The 16,616-nt window shown below is 64.5% G+C and carries 15 protein-coding genes; 6 read left to right on the top strand and 9 right to left on the bottom strand.

Annotated elements, in window-relative coordinates; genetic code table 11:
• Positions 1 to 8 precede the first annotated feature (8 nt).
• From OVY01_RS04700 to OVY01_RS04675, 6 genes are all read right to left on the bottom strand, one after another.
• Positions 9 to 857, bottom strand: a complete 849-nt coding sequence (locus OVY01_RS04700; RefSeq protein ID WP_267846017.1) for a hypothetical protein — start codon at positions 855 to 857, stop codon at positions 9 to 11.
• A gap of 10 nt (positions 858 to 867) precedes the next feature.
• Positions 868 to 2,430, bottom strand: a complete 1,563-nt coding sequence (locus tag OVY01_RS04695; RefSeq protein ID WP_267846016.1) for a hypothetical protein — start codon at positions 2,428 to 2,430, stop codon at positions 868 to 870.
• Positions 2,431 to 2,448: 18 nt separating this feature from the next.
• Positions 2,449 to 4,128, bottom strand: a complete 1,680-nt coding sequence (locus OVY01_RS04690) for an OmpA family protein (RefSeq protein ID WP_267846015.1) — start codon at positions 4,126 to 4,128, stop codon at positions 2,449 to 2,451.
• Positions 4,129 to 4,561: 433 nt separating this feature from the next.
• On the bottom strand, positions 4,562 to 5,041 hold the full coding sequence (locus OVY01_RS04685) for a nuclear transport factor 2 family protein (protein WP_267846013.1): 480 nt from the start codon (positions 5,039 to 5,041) through the stop codon (positions 4,562 to 4,564).
• 184 nt (positions 5,042 to 5,225) lie between these two features.
• A complete protein-coding gene (hpxZ, locus tag OVY01_RS04680) occupies positions 5,226 to 5,612 on the bottom strand; it encodes an oxalurate catabolism protein HpxZ (protein WP_267846011.1) in 387 nt (128 codons plus the stop codon).
• 182 nt (positions 5,613 to 5,794) lie between these two features.
• Positions 5,795 to 7,963, bottom strand: coding sequence for a multicopper oxidase family protein (locus tag OVY01_RS04675; RefSeq protein WP_267846010.1), 2,169 nt, complete (start codon positions 7,961 to 7,963; stop codon positions 5,795 to 5,797).
• Positions 7,964 to 7,988: 25 nt separating this feature from the next.
• Between OVY01_RS04675 and OVY01_RS04670 the strand changes: the two genes are divergently transcribed.
• On the top strand, positions 7,989 to 8,339 hold the full coding sequence (locus OVY01_RS04670) for a hypothetical protein (protein ID WP_267846008.1): 351 nt from the start codon (positions 7,989 to 7,991) through the stop codon (positions 8,337 to 8,339).
• Positions 8,340 to 8,405: 66 nt separating this feature from the next.
• Positions 8,406 to 9,737: an LLM class flavin-dependent oxidoreductase gene (locus OVY01_RS04665; RefSeq protein WP_267846007.1), complete on the top strand. Its 1,332-nt coding sequence runs from the start codon at positions 8,406 to 8,408 to the stop codon at positions 9,735 to 9,737.
• A 102-nt stretch (positions 9,738 to 9,839) separates the two neighbouring features.
• Here OVY01_RS04665 and OVY01_RS04660 read toward each other — a convergent pair whose 3' ends face one another.
• Positions 9,840 to 11,009, bottom strand: a complete 1,170-nt coding sequence (locus OVY01_RS04660; RefSeq protein ID WP_267846005.1) for a YbfB/YjiJ family MFS transporter — start codon at positions 11,007 to 11,009, stop codon at positions 9,840 to 9,842.
• A 93-nt stretch (positions 11,010 to 11,102) separates the two neighbouring features.
• Between OVY01_RS04660 and ptrR the strand changes: the two genes are divergently transcribed.
• Together ptrR and OVY01_RS04650 are read left to right on the top strand one after the other, a co-directional pair.
• On the top strand, positions 11,103 to 12,002 hold the full coding sequence (gene ptrR, locus OVY01_RS04655; protein WP_267846003.1) for a putrescine utilization regulator PtrR: 900 nt from the start codon (positions 11,103 to 11,105) through the stop codon (positions 12,000 to 12,002).
• Between the two features lie 97 nt (positions 12,003 to 12,099).
• A complete protein-coding gene (locus tag OVY01_RS04650; protein ID WP_267846002.1) occupies positions 12,100 to 13,134 on the top strand; it encodes a VTT domain-containing protein in 1,035 nt (344 codons plus the stop codon).
• Here the strand turns inward: OVY01_RS04650 and OVY01_RS04645 are convergent.
• The gene (locus tag OVY01_RS04645) at positions 13,121 to 14,035 is read right to left on the bottom strand and encodes an EamA family transporter (protein WP_267846001.1); all 915 of its coding nucleotides are present in this window, start codon (positions 14,033 to 14,035) and stop codon (positions 13,121 to 13,123) included. The two genes, OVY01_RS04650 and OVY01_RS04645, sit on opposite strands and share 14 nt — an antisense overlap.
• A gap of 218 nt (positions 14,036 to 14,253) precedes the next feature.
• On the opposite strand from OVY01_RS04645, the gene OVY01_RS04640 reads away from it, so the two are divergent.
• Entirely contained in the window at positions 14,254 to 15,564 is a 1,311-nt protein-coding gene (locus tag OVY01_RS04640) for an Nramp family divalent metal transporter (protein WP_267845999.1), read from the top strand.
• A gap of 81 nt (positions 15,565 to 15,645) precedes the next feature.
• The gene (locus tag OVY01_RS04635; protein WP_267845997.1) at positions 15,646 to 16,287 is read left to right on the top strand and encodes a glutathione S-transferase family protein; all 642 of its coding nucleotides are present in this window, start codon (positions 15,646 to 15,648) and stop codon (positions 16,285 to 16,287) included.
• Positions 16,288 to 16,317: 30 nt separating this feature from the next.
• Here the strand turns inward: OVY01_RS04635 and OVY01_RS04630 are convergent, their stop codons facing one another.
• Positions 16,318 to 16,614, bottom strand: a complete 297-nt coding sequence (locus OVY01_RS04630) for a hypothetical protein (RefSeq protein ID WP_267845996.1) — start codon at positions 16,612 to 16,614, stop codon at positions 16,318 to 16,320.
• Positions 16,615 to 16,616: the final 2 nt, after the last annotated feature.

Genomic DNA, 16,616 nt, shown 5'->3' with positions numbered 1-16,616 from the left:
CTTGTTTCTCAATATCCCACCGTGCCCAGCAGCGCGGGCGTGCCGAATTCCCCGATCGACGCGTTCGACCGCTCGAAGTAAAGCGTCCAGAACTGCTTCAAGGCGTTTATCGTCTGCGGATCACGGTAGACGTTCCTGACCTTTGCATCCCCAGCCAGCAAACCCGCGCCAATCACATAAACCCGCGCTCCGCCGAAATCACCAATCATCCCCGCGGCGCTCGCCTTCTTGATTTCCACGCGCGGGTCGATTCGGCGAACGGCGTCATGGGCGTAAAAGCTCGAAACAGAACTGTTCTCGAGCATGTCCGACGCCAGCAGCACAACCTTGTCGGAGGCAGGCGATGCCCGGACTTTGTCGCTGATATCCTTTAAGGCCGCCAGGATGTCCGACTTCGCCAGATCGTTCGTCGCCATTGATTCGACATGCGTGACATCCGAAAGCAACACCTTTCTTGCGAATGCCGCTTGCCCGGTCATGCACGCGTCAAAGCTGCGCAAGGCACGCTCGCTGATATCGTTGCGCACTTTTTCCGGCATTTGCGACTCGATCACCCCGCGCGTCACGACCTCCGTGTAATGCCCTTGCGAGAAGGCCGAGAAATCGAAAAGCGTGTAGGCCCCCGCAGGTCGAATGGCCTTGCCTGCCATCTCCATGATTTGTGCCCGCAGCTTCTCGTCGAATACCGTCGTCTGATCGATGGCGATGAAAAGCTCGTGAGCGGCGCCCCCGGCCATCGGCTCGATGTGGTTGGCAGCGTAGCAACTCGGAATATCGTTCGTGACGCCGGCATATGCCGACGCGGCTATCGCGCTCAGGCAGACTGCCGCTGTTGCGATGCTGAGGTATCTGCTCATGTTTGTCGCGTCAGGCCTTGAAAAGATCATCGAGTTCGGACTCGAGCGTGAGCCGCGCCTGTTGCGCGCGTTCCTTGCGAAGCTTGATCGCCGCGAACACTTCGGCACGCACCGAGGCGTCGAGCCCGTACATCAGCGCTTTCTTGCGCGCCACGTCGGGCTCGGCTTCGATCCTCGCGACGACTGCGTCGATGCGCGCAGTCGCCGACGCGTCGCCGACAGTTGCGGCCGGTCCCGGGGCTATCTGCGGGTGTGCATCCGGCGCGAGAGCGTCGACAGCGGCGTGTCCCGCCACGGCCTGTCCCGCCGGTCCCCGCGGCGCCGGCCGATCGGTCGCCGGCGCTGTTGCCACGGCGGACGCGCGAACCGGAGCGCTTTCCAGATCCGTGAAGGCGCGATGCGCAAGGACGTAATCCCTGAAGGTCTTCGAAAACGTCTTGCCTGAGATATCCGCGTTCTCGGCCATCTGTTTCTGGAGATTCTCGAGTTGCGACTGTGCGATCGCCCGAAACGGCGCGTAGTAAGTGTTGTAGTCCTCGAATGTCTTGAAGCCTTTCGTGGTTTTCCATGCAGCGAAACTTTCCCGGCCGCCGAAACCCCACGCGAAGCCGCCGAAAATGCCTACGATCTGCGTCACCACGAAAATCACCGCCAGCGTGATGAACGCCGCCGCGCCTTCGCTCCGGGTTGACGACGACGCCTCTTCCTTCGCACGGTCGTCGGCGGCTTTCTGGCTGGCGACAAGCTCGGCCGGCATCGAATTCGCCGTCGAGAACGGATTGCCGGCGTCGGCGCCCTGCTGCATGCCCATCGTCTCCCGCGTCTGTTCCGCGTTGAGATTGCTCCAGCGCATCCACGTCGACGTTCCCGCGATGACGATGATCACCGCGACAGTCAGGACGACCATGAAATAGCTGTGACTGGTCCCGACGCGATTTGCGACCTGCGTATAATCGGGTTCGCTGTCATCAACGGATTGATCGTCATCGAGCTTGACCTTGCGGCTGGAAAACCGCTCCTGTGCCTTATCCTGCTTCCATTGCTTCCTGCATCGCGCGACGAGGTTGGAGCGATAAAGCTGATGGCCCGCGACGTGCGTCAGGAACACCATGATCACGCATAGCACGAACACGATTGCCAGCATCAACAACGTGTGCGTGTTGGCGCTGCCATCTCGGGCCATCCAGCTGCCCAATAGATAGGAAAACCCCAGACCTTCCGCGATCACCAGCACGCTCAGAAGCGTGAGGAGCCACAACGGCGTGGGCGAGCGTCCGCCATCGTCCGACTTCCCGAGGTAATCGTTGCGCTTGCTGAATTCGGTTTTCGAAAGATAGGAGATGAACTTGTTGTAATCGCCGCACAGCGTGCGCTCGGAATCGGTCCAGCCATCTTTACCATGGATGCCATGGCGTGAAAGACGCGCCGTCTTTCCGAGAACCGGGAACGTGTAATTCCAGTGGTTCAGCCAGAACGCAAGCGTCGAACGGAAGGAAAATGCGCCGATTGCAAGTAATACGACAACGACGCACCAGATAGCTGGCCCAAGGTTGGCTTGAATGAAATCCATCATGTTCCCTACTCCTTCTTATCAAGTGCGCGCGATGACCGGCACGTAGTTCACCGTGAAATACTGATCGTTCCTGCGGCGCACGAGCTCGCCCGAAATTGCTTTGCCGTTGGAGAAGAGAATGTCCGCGCAGTCGAAAACGCCGCGATCGTTCACGAAGACGCGGTACAAAACGCCCTCCCTGACCGCGTAGGCATTGACCTCGGGTGACAGCGTCAGTTGCGGCGTACCGCTCGGGCCGGCGCGCAGGTCGTCGTTTTTCCATACCAGCAGTGTCGGCCTCGCGCCGGCCGTCGTGCCGTTGCGCAGAACCGAGACGTCCTTGAGCGCGAGATACTGCCCATTCAGCGTCGTGCCCCAGCTGCTGCCGTACAGATTCGGCAAATGATCCCGCACGGGCACCGCACGGTCGTCGACCACGGATTTCAGTGCCCGTGAAACGCGCGCCCGATCATTTATGCAGCTCTTCGCCACCGGCGCCTCGTCGGCAACCGCCGAGGAAAGGAACGAGAACGCCGGGGACGAGGGCGGGAGAGCGGCGAACTGAAGGCCGAGCGTCGCCGAAGGCACTTCCCGCCAGCCAAAATCGATGCCGTTGGCAGACGGGGACCGCACGGACGCGGCGGCGGTTGCGGGTAGGGCATTCGCCGCCGTCGCGATGTTCGCCGAAACGCGCGGGGATCCGGCGCGCGTGATTGACGGATCCGTCGCCGCGCCATGTGCCGCCCTGCCGGCCGACCTGCCGGATGTCGCGCGCTCGGCGCCGCCTGTAGCGACCTGCTCGGCATGTGCCGTCACTGCCCGGTAGTATTGATATTTTGGCGTGCGACTGTTTGCGTAACTCTGGAGGATGTCGGTTCTGGCGCCAGCGAGATCGACGATCTCGACCCGGCGATTGGCCGAGCGACCCTGCTCCGTATGGTTGTCGGCGATCGGCAACGTCTCGCCGGCCCCCTGGTAGAACACATTCTCCGGTGCAATTCCGTGGCTCGCGAATAAACGCGCGACCGCTCGGGCGCGACGCTCGGACAAATCCGCGTTTAACTCCGAGCTGCCTGTGTCATCCGTATGGCCGATGAGAAGAATCTTCGTTCCGGCCGCAGCGGCTTTATCGGCCGCGCTCGATGCCTCGGCCACGCGGCTGGAAGTGCGGTACTGTTCGGCAATTTCAGCGAAATAGCCCGCCGCCTCCGCAGTCAACACCGCCGATCCCGTGAGGAATTGGGTGTGTTGCGCGGTATCGACGATCGTGAAGGAACTGCCGACCTGCTCGGTCTTGCCTGTTTCCTGCGCGCGCGATTCGAGCGCGCTCGCTGTATAGGTGAGGTCATGCCTGGCGGCGATCTTCGACAAGGCGCAGCGCCGGCTATCCACCGAGTGTCCGATGAGGCCTCCGGCCAAACCGCCGGCGGCACCAGCGATCGTCGCGGCCGCGACCTTGTTCTTGTTGGCAATCACCGCGCCCAACACCGCACCCAGCCCGGCGCCCACTGCGATGCCGATATTCCGGTTGCTGTTCGCGCAAGGGTCCGGATTTGCAAAGGTGCTCTCGAAAACATTCGATTCCGGGTCCGTTCGCCCGTCGCGCGTCTGCTGGAATCCGCTGGGGTTCGCACATCCCGATAATGCAAAAGCAGTGACCGTAGCAAGCCAAAGTGGCCGCGCCTTTCCTATTTTTTTCACTGAAAACCCCTCGAACATTTATTTTTGTTTGTAAAAACCGATTCGATCGAAACAATTGCCGTGCCGCAATCAAAACAGGCACATCATAGCGGGGTTCGGATGAACTTTGAAGAATCCGGTTTTTATTGAATCGGAGGGTTTTAAAAAAACTTTGACAATTCCGGCGAAATTCACGGGAAAACAAAAAGCAGAGTTTTGTACGCTAGAATTAATTCATCAATTTCGATTGCAAAAGGTCGTGGATCGGTTCGACGATGTCAAAACAAGACCGCAGTGCCGGTAGGCGTTGCCGCATGAATCGGCTGCCGCGCGTCGGGCTGATGTTGACGCGCAACAAACGGTGCGGCTGTCGCGGCTCAAACGGGAGCGCGTGATCGCGCGCTTCGCGAAGCTCGGGCGCCGCTGAACGTCGGGCTGAACATCCGGCAGGAATCCCGGCGCACCAACTCCCTCACAAATCCAGATCGGACAGACCGGGATGGTCGTCCGGACGGCGCCCCAGCGGCCAGTGAAACTTGCGGTCCGCCTCGCCGATCGGCAGGTCGTTGATGGAGGAGAAGCGCCGCGTCATCAAGCCGACCGCGTCGAACTCCCAGTTCTCGTTGCCATAGGAACGAAACCAGTTGCCGGAATCGTCGCGCCACTCGTACGCATAGCGCACGGCGATGCGGTTTGCGGTGAATGCCCACAATTCCTTGATCAACCGATAATCCAGTTCCTTGCGCCATTTGCGCTCGAGGAATGCCTGGGCCTCGTCGCGGTCCCGCACGAATTCCGCGCGGTTGCGCCACCGGGTGTCCAGCGAGTACGCAAGCGCCACCTTCGCCGCATCGCGGGTGTTCCAGCCGTCTTCCGCCAGACGCACCTTGCGCGTCGCGGACTCGTGCGTGAAAGGGGGCAACGGCGGGCGGGTTTCGGTGGGAGCATGCATGGCAGGGGTCCTATTGAACGGTGTAACCGATACATAGCACAAAAGGGTTATCGAGATAAGCGGTATGGCCCGCCCCCGGGCCCGCGGAAAGCGCCGTCATGCGCGAAGGGACGAATCGCCACGACAGGGCCAGTCGCGCCGCCCACGACGGGGGGGGCGCACATCCCCGCCACTGTCGGTCCGCTCACAAGGTCATATTGCTGACATGGGCCGCGACGACGCGCCAGCCTTCCGGCATGCGCACCCAGGTTTGGCTCTGGCGTCCGATCGCCAGCGTGCCCGCGCGGCGGTACTCGATATTCGCCGTGGCACAATCGCGGCCGAACGTGGTGATCACGGTGCGCAGCACCGTACGGGCAAGATTCGTCGACGGGCGCCCCTGCCGAAACGCCGCGATGTCCTCGGCACCGTAGAGGACCTCGCCCACCCCGTAGCGCAGCGTGTGCGGACTGGCCCAGAAGAGTTCATCCAGGACATCGATCTTGTTGTTGACCAGGGCGTCTTCATAGCGCGCGAAGACGGCCGTCACTTCCGCCACGACCTCTGGAAGATTGATCGGGTTCGATTCCATCAGTTTGTTTTTCCGATATGTACCGGTTATCAGTCAGGCTGTCGGGTTCGCTGAACCTGGCGCCAGCCACCATGGCGAATCCCTCGATATCGAAGCGATGCCCCATGCCTGCAGGGACGCGCCGGACCGCCCGGTCCGATCACCCGGCAATGGGTCTCGACCGACGGGTCCACTGCAATTTCCTACAGGCGGGATCGAGATCCCGAAAAACTCGTCGGCCCGCTCGAGGGCGCCCTGCATAACGGTGCATCCAGCAAACCGTTGGCCAGCAGCGGCGACCGGCGTGCCGGCAATCCCGCCCACAGGCGCACGGTGTCTTCCGTGCGCCTGGACGCGGCGAGAATCGGATCCACCAGCTTGCGCCACATGGCGGTCTTCGACGAAACGATGCGGATGTTCTGCATCATCCCCTGATCCTCGTGATCGAGAATATGGCAGTGCATGACGAATTCGCCCGTGTAGTCCTCGTACTTCGTATGCAGGACCGCGGTATAACCCGCCTTGATGAACATCGTGTCGCGAAAGACGTGATACAGGCTGCAGTATTGCGTATCGCCGGTCGCGATTTCCGCGGCGGTGCAGGCGCCTGTCGTATCGTAGATCGACGTGCCCGCGCCGTTCAGGATATCGACGACCTCGAAGGGGTTGATGTGGATGTGGAAGATATGCCCTCCCGCCGCCGAGGCGGATACCCGCCACTCGTCGACGGTACCCAGCGTGGCCGTGTAGTCGATGCGGTTCGGGTCGTAGCTTTCCCCATTGATCACGAAGCGGCTCACCCCCGTGGACCTGTCGATGCTGAAAACGGTCGGCACCTTCTGGCTGACCACGCCCGCGATCTCCGTCTGCGGCGCAAAGGCCGTCGTGTTGAGGTTGCGCAGATTCGCCAGCACATCGCCGGGCAGATCCGCGTTCGCCGTCGTCAGCTGATTGCGCAGATATTGCCAGTACTTGGTGTGCCCGGCCCCATCGGTCGCGTATTCGGGAATGTTCACGCCCGGCCCCACCCGCGCGAATGACAGGAGCCGCCGGTCCTTGATCCGGCTCGCGCCCGCGCGGAAGTTGACCGTGGTTGCCGCGTCGGCCGCCTCGTCCAGGATGCAATACAGACCCGGCGAGGGAAAGGCGACCAGGACATCGCTGCGATAGCCCGGGTTGAGCGGGTTGACCGCCTTTTCGACGATGGCGCTTCGCGTGAGCCCGTCGACGGCGATTTCCTCCTGCTCCACCACCTCGCCGCTGCAGATCCTGTCCAGCGTGGTGGTCTGCCCGGCGGGAGACTTGCCGCTCAGCAACGCCGTCACCGCCCGCGTGGCGGCATCGAGCTGCGGGGTTCCCACGGTTCCCGTCATGTTCATGCCGAAGGCACTCAGGTCGGCCTTTACGATCTTGAAATTGATCGAGTCGCGGTTGCCGCCGTGAACCAGCCGCAATCGACGAATTTCCCCGGCAGGAACCACACCGTTCGACGACGGAAAGACGGGCTGTACCACGCCGTTGATCTGCGTGTAGCGCCCGGAGATCGACCAGGTCGAATTGAATTCACCGGCGTAGGCGGGGCGCGGGTCCGCGATGAAATTCAATTGCGCGGTGTAGTTGCGCAACTCGCCGACTTTTCCGCCAGGACAGCGCCAGGCGTACGTCGTCGGATCCGCGATGGGCGCGGTGGCGGTCGCGTCCTGGAAACATCCGTATTCGATCTGCTGAAACAGAAAGACGTGTTCCGGAAAGGCCGCTTTCGTAACCGGCCGATGCAGGATGGTGTCGATGTCGGCCACGCCGCCGTTCTGCCCGCGGGCCGCGGCGGTCCGTGTCCCGCGCACGATCAGGACACCTTCCATGCCGCTCGTGACATCGATGGCGGTCGAGCCATGGCTATGCGAGTGATACCAGAAGGTACCGGCGGGATGATTCGCCGGAATATCGTACCGGTATTGAAAACTGCCGCCCGGCGCGATGTGCAGCAGCACATTGTCCGCATGACCGGAAGGCGACACGTGCAGCCCGTGCAGATGAAGATTGACCGTATTGAAACATGCCGGCGTGGTGGGATCCATCACCGCGGGACACGTCGACGCCGTCTCCGCCGGCAAATCGTTTCTCAGGGACACCCGCAGCGTGGCACCGGGGTTGATGCTCACGGTGGGACCCATCGGACAACCATTGTAGCTACGCAGATTCACCTTGTCGTATGCGTTCGTCGCAGGGTTGTAGAGGCTGTAGGCGCCATACTGGACGTCCAGCAGAAGCGACGTCGACCTGCCGCCGGGATTATCGCCCGACGCACATCGGGCGCTGTTGAAACCACGGGACGATCCGTCGGCGAGACGGGCCAGGGCGTTTTCGGTCATTGCCTGAGGAAGATCGCTCAGATTGATGAATGAGCGTTCATCTGCCCGTGCCGGGCCGCTTGCCAGCAAAAAGAGCAGCGCGAATGCGCCTGGCAGCGCCGCCCGGGGCGTCGAAAGCATTGCCGCCGCGCGCCTCCCGCAGCGCGCCATCCTTGCGGAATCGCCTTGTCGTACTGGGTCGGCCGACCTGCTCGGGTCGGCGGCGACGACCAGTCTGTTTTTTGGCATGGGGGATTATTACTTTTTGATGTCAGTTATATTACTAGGGCATTTCGCCTGCAATGAATCGAAATGGCAGTTATCGTTACTATTGCATGGCGATAGGACAAGAAGAAATGTTATATGCCGGCGGCCGCACAATAGTTTCCTGTCCTGACGTCGACGGCGATGTCCGCGCCTCGCTCCGGCGTTTCTTTCAGTGCGTTTCCAACGGTAAAAAGTCATGACCTCCACCCGACGCATGCATCTCGGCGCCTTCATGCGGCCCGCCAGCATCCACACGGGCGCCTGGCGCTATCCCGGCGCGTATCCCGATGCGAACTTCAACTTCGTGCATCTGCGGGACTTTGCAAGACGGCTGGAAGCAGCGAAATTCGATGCGTTTTTCATGGCGGATCACCTCGCGGTGCTGAACATGCCGACGCCCGCCCTCATGCGCAGTCACACCGTGACGTCGTTCGAACCGTTTACCCTGCTCTCGGCGCTGGCGGGCGCAACCGAGCGCATCGGTCTGATCGCCACGGCGTCGACGACCTTCGACGCGCCGTACCATGTGGCGCGGCGCTTCGCCTCGCTCGACCATCTGAGCGGCGGGCGCGCGGGCTGGAATATCGTGACGACGGCGAACCCGGACGCGGCGCTGAATTTCGGCTTCGACAGCCAGATGGATCACGACGCGCGTTACGCGCACGCGCGCGAGTTCTACGATGTGGTGACGGGCTTGTGGGACAGCTTCGCCGACGACGCCTTCGTGCGCGACGTGGCGTCCGGCATCTATGTCGATCCCGAAAAAATGCACGTGCTGAACCACAAGGGGCCGCACCTCGCGGTGCGCGGGCCGCTAAACATCGCACGCCCGGTGCAGGGCTGGCCGGTGATCGTGCAGGCGGGGTCGTCGGAATCGGGGCGGCAGTTCGCGGCAGAACACGCCGAGGTGATTTTTGCCGCGGAGGGTTCCCTGGAAAAGGGCCAGCGGTTTTACGCGGACATCCGTGCGCGCATGCGGCGGATCGGCCGCGCGCCCGAGGGCCTGAAGGTACTGCCCGCGGCTTTCGTGGTGGTGGGCGACAGCCTCGCCGACGCCCGGCGCAAGCGTGCCCACCTGGATAGCCTCGTCCACTACGACAGTGGCATCGGCTCGCTGAATGCGGCGCTCGATTACGATGTCTCCGGTTTCGATCCCGACGGCCCGCTGCCGGAGATCCCGCCGACCAATGCCAGCAAGAGCCAGCGCGACCGGATGGTGGACCTGGCGCGTGCGCAGAACCTCACGATCCGGCAACTGGCCGAACGCGCGGGAAGCTACGCGGGGCTGGCCTTCGTGGGCACGCCGCAAAGCATCGCCGACGAGATGGCGGCCTGGCTGGACGCCGACGCATGCGATGGATTCAATATCATGTTCCCCTGGCTGCCCGGCGGACTCGACGACTTCGTCGATCGGGTCGTGCCCGAGTTGCAACGGCGCGGGCTGTTCCGCACGGAATACGAAGGCCACACGCTGCGCGAGCACCTGGGTCTTGCCCGCCCGGCGAATCGCTTCTTTCCCGCTGGGTGATCGCGATTTGTCATGCTCGCGCGCGTCGCGCGGGCGCGGCCGGCCGCTCATTCGCGGAATCGCGGCGCCCGCACGCGGGCCGTGGTTCGCGCCGATGGCGTTCTATCCGGTAGCGCCGCCGGCACGGACCGCCACCGCGGGCCGGCCGGCCACCCAGACCAACACCGCCGCGACCACGAGTCCCGCCGTCGCCAGCCACAGCGACGGCGTCAGCGAGCCGACGGCATGCGCGATCGCCGACGACACCAACGGCCCGAGCAGTTGACCCAGCGCATAACCCGTGGTCAGGAGCCCGACGACCTTCGGCGCATGCCTGGGCGCGAACGCGCGCCCCATGCCCATCGTCAGCAGCATGACGGCGAGAAAACACCCGCCGCACAACAAGGCGCCCAGCGTCAGGCCGACCGCGCCGGGCAGCACGATCACGCTCGCCACGCCCACCGCCTGCGTCAACAGCGCCGCCGCCAGACGCCAGCGCAGGGAGCAGGATCGGCCGATCACGATCACGCCGCCCACGCCGAGCGCCGCCGCCGTGCCGAACACGGGCCAGAAGAGGTCCGCGACGATGCTGTCGTGAAAGCGCGCATGGGCCATCTGCGCGAGAAAGGTGGCGGGCAGGATATAGCCAAAGCCCGCCAGCGCGTAGGCGAACAGCAGCTTGCGCAGCGGCGGCGTCAATACCCACGGGTCGTGGGCGATGTGGGCCGACGCACCGCGCGCGGCGATGTCGCGCGGCAGCGCGCCGGAAAACAGCAGGGTGATGGCGAGCGCGACGCCGCCATAGACCAGCCAGTCCGCGGCCGAGGTCCAGTGCAGACGGCCCAGCGCCATGGCCAGCAGACCGGTCAGCAGGATACCGACGCCCGGGCCGGCGAACACCGTCGCCGATAGGCGCGGCGCGCGCGCGGCGAGCTGTTCCTGCGTCCAGGTGGTGACGGTGACCAGCGCCCAGGCGCCACCCATACCGGCCACGAAACGCAACAGCGCCTGCCAGTAAAAGTCGCCGGACAGGGCGGAGACGCAGGTCGCCACGGTCGTCGCCCACAAGCCCATGCGCAGGTACCGCGCATGGCCGGACGACAAACGCATCGCCCAGGCGGCGCCCACCAGATAGCCGACGTAATTGAGCGAGGCCAGCACGCCCGCGGAAGCGAGCGTGACGTGGCCTTCGTTCAGCATCAACGGCAATTGCGGGGTGAGCGCGAAGCGCCCCATGCCCATCACCGCAATCAATACACAAAAGCCCGTCAGGGCGACACGTCCAGGCTGCACGATCGGTCTCCAGGAAAGAACGTCATACTATGCAGCGCCACCATTTCTGTAAAATGAATAATTCAGAACAAGTTGTTCACTTTGGAAGAGCATATGGAGTTGGCACAGCTGGAGATCTTTCGTGCGGTGGCGCAGCACGGCTCGATCGCCAAGGCGGCGCGGGCGCTGCACCGGGTGCCGTCCAATCTGACGACGCGCGTGCGTCAACTCGAGGCCGAACTCGGCGTCGCGTTGTTGATCCGGGAAAAACAACGCATCCGGCTGTCGGCGGCCGGGACGAATTTCCTGGACTACGCGTCCCGTATTCTGGATCTGACCGACGAGGCGCGGCGCTGCGTCACGTCGGACGAACCCGGCGGCCGGTTCACGGTGGGCGCGGTCGAGAGCACCGCGGCGTTTCGTCTGCCCGAGGTGATGGCGGCCTACCACCAGCGTTATCCCGCCGTCTCGCTCGAGCTGTTCACGGGGTTGTCCGGGCCGGTGATCGACGAGGTGGTCGCGGGACGGTACGCCGCCGCTTTCACCGATGTCATCAGCCTGCATCCGGCGCTCGAAGGCGTCCCGCTTTACAAGGAAAACCTGGTGCTGATCGCCGCACGCGACCAGCCGGCGATACGGCGGCCCGCGGACATCGCGGGGGGCGCCATCTTCACGTTCCGGCAGACGTGCTCGTACCGGCGCCGTTTCGAACGCTGGTTCGAAGCCGACGGCGCGATGCCCGCGCGCATCGTCGAGATCGAGTCGTATCACAGCATGCTGGCCTGCGTGAGCGCGGGCGCGGGCGTGGCCCTACTGCCGGAACGCGTGCTCGCCGGTCTGCAGGGCGGCGGGCGTGTTTCGGTGCACACGCTCGACGCGCCCCACGGCACCGGCGAAACCTGGCTGGTCTGGCGCAAGGGGACGATGACCCCGAATCTGCGCGCCCTGCTCGCGCTCTCGGCGCCGGAGGCATTGCCGGTGTCAACGAACGCGACGGCGCACCGCCGGTTATGATGGGAAATACGCCTGTTTCATGCGCTCCCCGGCTCCACGCCCAGGCAACCCCGCAGCGCCGCTTCCCACCCTCTCGTCCGGTATCCAGGAGTTCACCATGCTGCACATTCCGACCTCGCTGCCGCCCGAGTGGGGCGTCGGCGCGGTCTTTCTGAGCGTACTAGTCGTGCAGCTCGGGGTGCCGATCCCGGCCGCGCCGATGCTGATCGTCGGCGGGACGATGATCGCCGCGGGCGAGGCGTCGTTCCCGCGCATGCTCGCCGCGGCGATGATCGCGACGCTGATGGCCGATTCGCTCTGGTTCGCGACGGGCCGCGCCCATGGGCGAAAGATGCTGAACCGCCTGGTGCGCTTCTCGCTCTCGCTGGATGCGGCGGTCCGCATCGCGCGGGGCCGCTTCGAACGCTTCGGCGCGCCCCTGCTGGCCGTCTCGAAATTCGTCCCCGGCCTCGGGCTGGTGGCCCCGCCGCTGATGGGCACGACCTCCGTGGATGTCCGGCTGTTTCTTTTTTGGGACGGTGTGGGCGCGGCGCTATGGGCGAGTTTCTGGTTGCTCGGCGGCGCGGCGCTGCGCGACCAGATCGCGCGCTTCTTCGTTTTCGCCCGGCACAATGGCGGTACCGTGACCGATGCCCTCCTCGTGCTGGCAGGGGTCTTCCTGCTGTACCGCTGGCTCAGGCGGCTGCGTTTTCGCCAATGGCTCGCGCGGGTGGGCATCACGCCCGACCAGTTGGACGGGATGATGCGCTCGGCCTCGCCGCCGGTCATTTTCGATGCCCGTCCCGAAGTCATTCGGCGGGCCGAGGCCTACCGGATCCCGGGCGCGCTGCCGCTCGATCTGACGTCGTCGTCGAAGCTCGACGACGCCCTCCTCGAACGGCCGATGGTGGTGTACTGCGTGTGCCCGAACGAAGCCACCGCCAAACGCATCGTCAGCCAACTGCGCCGCAAGGGCATCCATCACATTCGCGCCCTCAGGGGCGGACTGGACGCCTGGGAGAAACGCGGTTTCCCGCTTGAACCGATCCCGGCCGGGAGCGCGACGGAAGACCCGCCTGCCTTTCCGCGGTTCTTCGCGGGCGACCCCCTGATCGCGGACGACTACACGGTGCGCGCCACTACGGCAAAGTAGCTTCCGGCGGGGCCGCGCGCGGTGCGCGGTTCGCCGTCACGGCACTGCCCGCCGAGGCGACGATGACGCTGGTGATCGCCGCCCATTGAATCACCGTCAGGCGCTCGCCGAGCAGGATCCAGGCGGCGAGCGCGGCCACGACGGGTTCGAGACTCAGGAGAATGCCGAAGGTCTGCCGCGGCAGATGCCGCAGCGCGGCCATGTCGAGCGAGTACGGCAACGCCCCGGACAGGATCGCGACGCCGAGCGCCAGCGCCAGCAGCCGGGGGTCGTGCAATGCGATACCGATGTGGCCGGCACCGAACGGCGCGACACAACACGCCGCGGCGACAAGCCCCCAGGCCACCGCCTGCCCGCCATGGCCGCCGCTCAGTCTTTGTCCCACCAGAATGTACAGCATCCAGCACAGACCGGCCCCCAGCGCGAAGGCGATACCCTGCGGATCCAGCGCGGACGCCGTCGCCATTCCAGTGTGGATCGGCAGAAGCACCGCGATGCCGGCCACGGCGAGCGCCACCCAGACCAGTTCGATGGCACGCCGCGAGGACAGCAGCGCCAGCGTCAGCGGCCCGATGAATTCGATCGCCACGGCGATGCCGAAGGGAATGGTGCGCAGCGCCTGGTAGAACGACAGATTCATCGCCCCCAGCAGAGCGCCATACAGGATGATGGTGCGCGCGCGCCGCCCATCGCACGGCTGGCGCCACGGACGCTGGAGCGCCAGCATGATCGCCGCGGCGAACCCGACGCGCAGGAAGGTGGTGCCGGCCGCCCCGATGAGCGGAAACAGCGTTTTTGCGAGCGAGGTCCCGATGGCGAGGGACACGATGCTGCCGACCAGGCACAGCATCGGCAGGAAATGCGGCGCGCTCGGGCGGTCGCGACGGCTGCTGACCTTCATCTGAAACCGTTCGAATGAGGAAGGGGCCTCATTGTAGCGTCCACGCCGCCCCAAAAGGGTGCGCTGTGCGCGCCGCGCGGAAACGTTCCCCTCGCATGGGCGAGTGCAGTATCCTACGGGCGCACTACGTCCGATACGTCCCTACAACGCCGGCATCCGCGGCCTCCACCGCGAGCCGGCGGACTTTCCTTCCATCGTCACGGCACGGCCCCTCTCCTATGCGCAACGCGCCCGAACACGACGAGGCGTCCGCCCCCCCGCCCTCCGTCGTCGGTCCCTCCAAACCCCGGCTGGCGGGGTTCCTCGGCGCGGGCCTGATCACGGGCGCCTCGGACGACGATCCGAGCGGCATCGCCACGTACAGCCAGGTCGGCGCTGCGTTCGGCTATGGCCTGTCCTGGACCCTCCTGTTCAGCTATCCGCTGATGGTTTCGATCCAGATGATCAGCGCGCGGATCGGACGCACCACCGGGCAGGGCATCGCCGGCGTGTTGCGCCAGCATTATCCGAACTGGCTCGTGCAGGGGGTGGTCGCGCTGCTGCTGATCGCCAACGTCGCCAACCTCGGCGCCGACCTCGGCGCGATGGCCGACGCGACCGGCCTGCTGCTGCCCGGGCCGAAGTGGCTCTACGTGCTGCTGTTCTCGGCGATCTGCATCGCGATGCAGGTCTTCCTCAGATACAGCCGCTATGTGGCGGTACTGAAATGGTTCACCGTCTCGCTGTTCGCCTACCTCGCGGTGCTGGTGGTCGCGCATGTGCGCTGGCGCGAACTCGCCACGCAGTTTTTCATGCCGCATATCCAGTGGAACGCGGCCTATCTGGTCGCGGTGGTGGCGATCTTCGGCACGACGATCAGTCCTTATCTCTTTTTCTGGCAGTCCGAGGAAGAGGTCGAGGACATGCATGCCCATCCCACCCGCCTGAGCCTGATCGACGCGCCGGAGCAGGCACCGCAGGCGCTCAGGCGCATCCGGCTCGACACGATGGTCGGCATGGGTCTGTCGAACGTGGTGGCGCTGGCGATCCTCGCCACGGCGGCGGCCACCCTGCACATACATGGCGTCCTCGACATCCAGACGTCCGCGCAGGCCGCGCAGGCACTGCAACCGTTCGCGGGCCGTTTCGCGGCGGTGCTGTTCACCTGCGGCATCATCGGCACCGGCCTGCTGGCGGTGCCGGTCCTGGCAGGTTCCGCCGCCTATGCGATCGGCGAAGCGCGCAGCTGGCCCGTGGGGTTTTCGCGCAAACTGGGCGAGGCCAAGGCGTTCTATCTGACGATCTCGGCGGCCACGGTGCTCGGCATGATCATCAATTTCACCGCCATCAATCCGATGAAGGCGCTCTACTGGAGCGCGGTGATCAACGGCGTCATTGCGGTGCCGGTCATGGTGGTCGTGATGCTGGTCGTCGCCCGCCAGGACATCATGGGCGCCTTCGTGGTGCGCGGCTGGCTGCGCGCGCTCGGCTGGCTGGCCACCGCGGTCATGTCGGTCATCGCGGTCGCCATGGCGGTCACGAGTCTCTAGCGAAAAAATCCGGCATGATGGACCATGCGGCCGCCCATGGGCGGTCTCTCATCATGACAGCCGCACCTTCGAGGAATTTCCATGCTGACCATCCACCATCTCGGCATCTCGCAATCCGAGCGGATCATCTGGCTTTGCGAAGAACTGAACCTTCCCTACGAACTCAAGCGCTATCCACGGGACCCGGTGACGATACTGGCGCCCGCCGAGTTCAAGGCGCTGCATCCGCTGGGCACCGCGCCGATCATCACGGACGGACCGCTGGTGCTGGCCGAATCCGGCGCCATCATCGAATACATCCTGGCGAAATACGGCCAGGGCCGCCTGGCGCCCACACCCGATGCGCCGGAATTCGCCGACTATCTGTACTGGTTCCACTTCGCGAACGGGACGCTGCAACCGGCGATGGGACGCAATATGTCGCTGCGTCGCCTGAACCTGCCGGCGGACAATCCGGTGCTCGCGGGGGTCAAGGCACGTCTCGACCATGCCTTCGACCTCGTCGAAAACCGGCTCGCCGCCGTGCCGTATTTCGCGGGTGACGCGCTGACCGCCGCCGATATCGCGATCGTGTTCTCGCTCACGACGATGCGGCACTTCCTGCCGATGTCGCTCGCGCCCTATCCCCACATCCTGGCCTACCTGCAACGCATCGGCGAACGCGAGGCGTACCGGCGGGCGATGCGCAAGGGCGACCCGGACTTCACGCCGATGCTGACCTGATACGCGGTCGCGCGCAGTACCGGGCCGCCGTCAGGACATTTCGACGGCGGCAGGACCGGTCAGATCGAGCAGCAGCGACAGCGGCTCCTGGAATACGGGATCGCGGGCGAATTCGGCCGGGGGATTGTCGATCGCGGTCTGGATGAACTGGCGCAGCACGCCGGTATCGAAACCCGGCGACAGCTTGATCGATGCGACGATGGCGAACAGCGCGAACTGCACGCCGGACCGATAGCTCTGCAGCTCGTCCAGCGCCTTCGCGTCGGTCTCGACATAGCGCTCGATATCGTGAAGGGCGTTGAAGAACGGATCGTTTGTACTCGACATTC

This window comes from Robbsia betulipollinis (assembly GCF_026624755.1).
GTDB classification, from domain to species: Bacteria; Pseudomonadota; Gammaproteobacteria; order Burkholderiales; family Burkholderiaceae; genus Robbsia; species Robbsia betulipollinis.
The sequence above is the reverse complement of the archived record's forward strand: the minus strand, read 5'-3'. Positions and strand labels throughout refer to the sequence as shown.